5 protein-coding genes are annotated in these 6,139 nt (G+C 65.7%); 1 reads left to right on the top strand and 4 read right to left on the bottom strand.

What is annotated here, in order from left to right; all coding sequences use genetic code 11:
• From VD972_RS24320 to VD972_RS24310, 3 genes are all read right to left on the bottom strand, one after another.
• The coding region (locus VD972_RS24320) for a hypothetical protein (RefSeq protein WP_324990868.1) at positions 1-340 on the bottom strand (340 nt) is incomplete at its 3' end.
• Between the two features lie 344 nt (positions 341-684).
• Complete coding sequence (locus VD972_RS24315; protein ID WP_324990866.1) at positions 685-1,407, bottom strand: sulfite exporter TauE/SafE family protein; 723 nt, start codon at positions 1,405-1,407, stop codon at positions 685-687.
• 124 nt (positions 1,408-1,531) lie between these two features.
• Positions 1,532-2,476: a LysR family transcriptional regulator gene (locus tag VD972_RS24310; protein WP_324990864.1), complete on the bottom strand. Its 945-nt coding sequence runs from the start codon at positions 2,474-2,476 to the stop codon at positions 1,532-1,534.
• A 35-nt stretch (positions 2,477-2,511) separates the two neighbouring features.
• Between VD972_RS24310 and VD972_RS24305 the strand changes: the two genes are divergently transcribed.
• Positions 2,512-4,005 (top strand): alpha/beta hydrolase, encoded by a 1,494-nt coding sequence (locus VD972_RS24305; RefSeq protein WP_324990863.1) that lies wholly within the window; start codon positions 2,512-2,514, stop codon positions 4,003-4,005.
• A gap of 15 nt (positions 4,006-4,020) precedes the next feature.
• On the opposite strand, the gene VD972_RS24300 is transcribed toward VD972_RS24305, so the two are convergent.
• Complete coding sequence (locus VD972_RS24300; RefSeq protein ID WP_324990861.1) at positions 4,021-5,889, bottom strand: amidohydrolase; 1,869 nt, start codon at positions 5,887-5,889, stop codon at positions 4,021-4,023.
• Positions 5,890-6,139 lie beyond the last annotated feature (250 nt).

The following is a 6,139-nucleotide window of genomic DNA, read 5'->3' as shown; positions in this document are numbered from 1 at the left end:
TGCGGTAGCGGAACACCTCGGGCGATACGGCGTCCTCTTCGAACGCCAGCGACTCGATGACCACCTGCTCCAGCTCGGACTCGTTGACGATGTCGGCAACGAACTCGACCGGCTCGCCCGCCTGGAACTTCTCGCGCAAGTCGGCCAGGAGCTGGTCGCGCGCCTCGTCGCCCCAGAGCGAGCCGGTGAGCTCCACCGCCACCGCGCCGCGGCCCAGATCCTGGTGCAGATCGCCGGAGAGCCCCGGGACCGGGAGCACCGCCAGCCGCCGTGACTCCAGCGAGGCAATACGCTCGATACGCGGAGGCTCCCAGCCACCGATCATGGGACGAACAAGCACGCGATGTTCCCTCTCCCGCCGTCGAGCTGTCCGGTCTGCTGATCGCAGACGGGCAGTCCCCACGGGCTCATTCAACAGGCTGCAATGTATTTCAAGAATTCCGCAAAGGCAGACAGAGCGCAGGCTGAGCGCACAACCTCTTCGCTCCAGCGCCCGAGGATGTGGAAGACTTCAGCGTCGAGCAGTGTACCGATTCTGTTAACAATGAGAACGACCCGACTGGTTATTCTGAAACGGGCTCCAAAAGCCAGACGCCCGAGGTGCTCTTCTCAGCGTAATACAAGCTGAACCGGAGCCACGTAGGACCCGCCTGGTAGTTCCATGGCTGGGGCTGGAGGCCTGGCTCATGACTTGGAGAGGACGAGGCGCGCCGCGTAGCCGGTCATGACGACCCAGAACAGAGCGGTGTACGCACGCTCCCCCAGGCGAGCGTTCACCCGGCTCCCAGCGAGAGCCGCGAGGGGCATGAGCGGGACAGCAGCCAGGGCGACCGTCCATCCCTCGGTGTCCAGCAGGGAGGCCTTGGCGAACACGACCGTCTTCGTCAGGTCGCCAGCGAGGGACACCAGGGAAGCGGCGCCCACCAGCTGACGTCGATCGAGGTGGAGTGCGCGCAGGGAGACGCCCTTGAGCGGGCCAGACGTTCCAGAGAAGCCCGAGGTGGCGCCGGCGAAGAACGCCAGGATGGGCGCAAGCCACCGAGGGGTCCGCTTGGGTTCCTCTCCAGCCCGGAAGGGGTTCTCGGACAAGAAGGACAGCAGGAGCACACCAATGCAGGCAATCTGCACCCACCGCTCCGGCGCTGCGAGCAATAGCCTCGCACCCAGTGCAGCGCCTACGACCGTGAGGAGCATGACAAGCAGGGCCGCCCGGAACGGAAGGGTGTGGCGATAGACAATGATCTTGGCAACATTATTGCCAGCCAGGAGGAGCGCGGAGAGCGCAACTCCTTCCTTGGGACCCAGCAGCAGCGCGAGGATGGGTACGAGGACCAGCGACCCGCCAAAGCCAGCCGCAGCGGAGAGGAAGAAAGCGAGAGCCGCTGCGGCCAGCGCTACCAGGATCATGGCGAACCTCCAACCCAACGTTTTCAGTTCAAAAGATCTGATCTATATCGGGAGGGGCTGACGTCCACCTTCTCCGGGATGTAAGGAATTGAGTGGAGGGGGTGTTAGAAGATGCTCGAGCCTCCTACAGAAGCCTCACGGCTGTGACTTGCGAAACAATCTGAAGGCAGGCTCGCAGGGCTGCGCCGGGCGGCACTGGCCGTCGCGCGATGGCCAGATCCACGTGCCGTTGCACACCCGACATGGGTCTGTAGACAGCGCCCTGCCGCGCGAACGTTCGGATCGACTCGGGGAGAATGGCCAGCCCGATCCCCGCGGCGACGAGGCTGACAATCGTGTACCACTCGCCCGCTTCCGTCACGAAGGACGGCGTGAACCCTGCCTCCATGCACATGCCCGTGATGGCGTCGTGCAGTGACGGCGCCGTGTCGCGGGGAAATCCGATGAAGGGCTCGTCGGCCAGCTGCGAGAGCGAGACCTGGGTGCGCCGCGCGAGCCGGTGGCTGGACGGTAGCACCAGGACGAGTGGCTCCCGGCGCAGCGTGTCGATGCGGACACCCGGCGCCGTGATCGGACCGCGCACAAAGGCCACGTCGAGCAGGCCGAGCCGCACCTCCTCCAGCAGGGTGACGCTGTCGCCCTCGCGGAGCACGAGATAGACATCGGGATGCTCGAGGCGCAGCCGCCGAAGGACTTCCGGCACGATCGCGAATGCCGCGGGGCTCAGAAACCCAACGCGGAGCAGCGCCACCTGGCCTGAGGCAGTACGCTGCGCTGCCTCGGCCGCGTGCGTCAAGTGCACGAGGGCGCGCCGGCCAGCGTCGAGCAGCGCGAGCCCCGCAGGCGTCAGCTCGACGCGCCGGCGATCGCGTCGGAGGAGCTGACATCCGAGGTCTGCTTCGAGTCGTTGAATCTGCCGGCTGAGCGCGGGCTGCGCGAGGCGGAGCCGCTCGGCGGCCTTGCGGAAGTGCAGTGTCTCCGCGACAGCGATGAAGCAGGTCAGGCGGCGGGCGTCGAGAATCGGTGAGATCACTTCGTTATCACAGGCCAGGAAATCGGTATTGGACACTGCCCTCGGCACTCTTATCTAACGGTCACATGCCCATGCACTTCGTGTCCTTCGTGGCGATGCTGTCGCTGCCGTTGGTGGCTTCATCGTCCGGTGCCGCGAAAGCGACGTCAACCGCGGTCCCTCATTTTGAGCGCGCAGCCTGCCCTGTCGAGGTCGTGCCCGAGGAGCGCATCGATTGCGGCGTGCTGATCGTGCCAGAGAACCGGCGCAAGGCGGACACGCGCTCGATCCGGTTGCCCGTCATGATCTTCAGGAGTCGCGCCTCGGCGCCGGCGGCCGAGCCGATCCTGTTCATGCCTGGCGGCCCAGGGGGCAGTGCGGTCGCCCACCGGCGCTCCGGCAAAGGCATCAAGCTGCTCGACGATCTCGACTTCATCGTCCTCGAGCCTCGTGGCGCGAGGTTCGCTCGACCCGCGCTCGAGTGCCCGGAGATCAACGCCATCGCGGGAGAACGGGCCGCGGGCCGTTTGCGAGGTCAGCAGGCCGTCGATGCGCTGGCGAAGGCGGCTGGGCGCTGCCGCGCAGCGCTGAGCTCAACGGGGATCGACCTCGACGGTTACACGACCGATGCCACCGCGGACGATATCGAGGATCTCCGGCGAGCGCTCGGCTACGAGAAGTGGAATCTCTACGGCATCTCGTACAGCACGCGGCTCATGTTGACCGTCTTGCGCAAGCACCCCTCCGGCGTCCGCAGCGTCGTCCTGGACTCGGTACTGCCGCCTGAGGTGAACTTCGATGAAGTCGCGACGTTGAACCTGTTGCGGGTACTGAACCTCGTGTTCGACGGATGTGCGATCGATCGTGAATGCGGCGCCGCGCATCCCAATCTGCGAGAGCGCTTCGCACAGCTGATTGCCGCTGCCGATCGCCGCCCCCTCAAGCTCCCGCTGGAAGCCTCCTCCACCGGAGGCCGACCCGCGGAGATCCGCGGCGCGCAGGTGGTCGAAGCGATCTACTCGGCGCTGCACGACGTCGAGCGGATTCCCCTGGTTCCGAGAATCATCAGCAACGCGGCGGCAGGCAACTACCAGGAGCTGGCGCCGCTGGTGAAGGACGCCTTGGGCCCTTCATCCTTCAGCTGGGGACTGCGCTACTCGGTGTGGTGCGCGGACGAGTTCCCGTTCGAGAACCCTGGTCGGATGGCCGCGCAGCTCTCTCCTGCCCTGGGGCTCGGCGGCATCGACGAAGGGGCGGCGCCACCGGAGGTGTGCCGCGCATGGAACGTCACCGCTGCCCCGGCCGTGGAGAACGAGCCGGTGAAGAGCGACGTGCCGACGCTGGTCTTCGCGGGCGAATTCGATCCGGACACGCCGCCGGACTGGGGGCGCCAGCTGCTCGAGTCGATGCCGAACGCGCACTACGTCGAGCTCCGGGGCCGAAGCCACGGAGCCGCGTTCAGTGCCTGTGGCGCGCAGATCATCATGGCCTTTCTGCGTCACCCAGGCGCTGCGCCCTCTGTCGACTGCGCGCTCAAGCTCCGTGGAGCCGACTTCAGCCTGAGCGCGCCGCGCCCTCAGCCGTGAGGTGGAGCTGAATCCTTACTTGCTACCACCTGCCGTGGGCTGGCCGTTCAGGTACGTTTGGACCACCTGGATCTGGCTGATCTTCGTCGGATCTCCCCCCTTGGCGGGATTAAAGTCGAGCGGGTTGGCTCCCAGCACGACGAAGTCAGCCACCTTCCCGGGCTCGATGGTGCCCAACCATCCGTCGAGCTCGTGCTGTCGGGCCGGCTCCACGGTGATCGCTCGCAGCGCCTCCTCGATCGTCGCCGCGTGCTCGGCACCGAGCACGTAGCTCTTCTCGAGCTCCGGATACACCCACGTCCGCCGTGTGACGGCCTGCTCCACGAACCAGAGCGGGCGCGACGGTGTCACCATCGAGTCGCTGTGGAGCGAGAACGGAATGCCGTTCTGGCGATCAAACGCCACTGGGTCGATGTTGCGCGCATCTGCTCCCAGGATCTGCTCGAACGAGTTGCCCCAGTAGGCCACATGACCGATGAGGTGCGTCACCCGCGCGTCCATCGCTGGCACCGCCTTGCCGTCCTTCGTGACGAAGGTGCCTTTGCGCATGCTGCCAATCTGCCGGGAGACCTCCTCTGACCCCACCGTATTGTGGATGAAGAGCACCCCGTGAGGGTTCACCTCCTGCAGCTGGAGCTGCGTGAACGCATCAATGGCCCACTGGTTCGCCTTGTTGCCGTTGGCATGCATCTGGAACCGCCAGGACTTCGTCTTCCAGAGCGGACTCAGGCCGTCGATGATGGCCTGCGCGCTCGTGAAGTCGGCCCGGCCCTCCTTGGCCCCCTGGCAGTGCCCGGTGTCCTGGTACCGATAGGGGAGCTCGAGCAGCGCGGTGCAGCCCTGCGTCGAACCGTCCACCCAGAGCTTGATGCCGCTTGCTCCCAACCACTTCGGCAGCTTGCACTGGGGATCCTTGCTCGGATGGCAGGCAGGCCCGGTCGGTGTGAGGTTCTGCTGGGAAGCGATGTCGTAGCGGACGAGCCCTGTGACTCGCACTGGGAAGTCTTTTCGCTCCGCCAGGAACTTCACGGCGTTGATCTGTGACACGCTCGACAGGCCGCCGTCCGCAATCGTCGTGAGCCCGGCTCCACGCAGCGCCAGGATGGACTGCTCCAGGTCCTTCGCGGAGTCTTCGAGGAGCTTCTCGACATACTCCACCGGGTGCGGCTGGAGCAGCCCCAGCGGGAGGCCCTTCGTCATGGCCTGGAGGAACGGTTGGAAGCCCGGAGCCTCGCGGATCAGCCCCGTGTATTCCCCATTCACCTTCACCCACTCTCCCCCGTTTTCAGTGACCGACGAGGGAGGGTCACACAGCTTGCCCTTGTCCTTGTCCTGGCCCTTGGCCAGCTCGGCGCAGGTGACCTCGAACGCCTGCCGGTTCACGTAGGCCAGGTGGCCGGACTGGTCCAGGATGATCACCGGGCGATCCTTGCCCACACACGCCTCGATATAGAGCATCGGCTGGTCCATGAAGGACACCGCCCCCTTCCCTCCACACGCGCCCGGGATGAACTGCTGCCGCGACGGGTCCAGGTTCATGGCCATGGAGAACTCCCGGTCCTTGATCTTCCCGGAGGGGGCCAGCTTCATCGTCATGAGGGCGCCCAGCAGATCGTTCTGGCAGTTGGAGGTATTCGCCGCCGCGTACGGCAGAGGCAGGCAGGGCGCCAGGTTGTGTATGACTGGCAGGCTCTGGATCAGCGTCGGCAGCAGGTGCATGTGCGGCTCGATGAATCCCGGCATCAGCACCTGCTGTGGCGCCAGGCGTACGATCTCCACACCCGTCCCCAGCGCCGCCGTCACGTCCTTCTCGGTCCCCACCTTCAGGATGCGGCCGAGCGCGTCCACGGAGACGGCCTCGGCGATCGTGCCCTGATCGTCCATGGTGAGGATCTTGCCAACGAAGATCGTCGTTCCACCGCCACCAGCGCCTGTTCCTCCCTTCGTCGTGCACGCGCCCAGGAGCGCGAGCGCTGCGAAGAGCGCAAGGGAACGTGGCAGGGGGTAACAGCGAACCAGCAGCTCTCGGCGTGGGAATCGGTTCAGGGGGGGCTCCTCAAAGGGGTCCCCCAGCATACGTGACGACTTCACTCAGAGTGCATAGGTGTTGAATTCGCGCCAAGGTCGGGTTGAG

Source organism: Hyalangium sp., from assembly GCF_035629615.1.
Classification (GTDB): Bacteria; Myxococcota; Myxococcia; order Myxococcales; family Myxococcaceae; genus Hyalangium.
The sequence above is the reverse complement of the archived record's forward strand: the minus strand, read 5'-3'. Positions and strand labels throughout refer to the sequence as shown.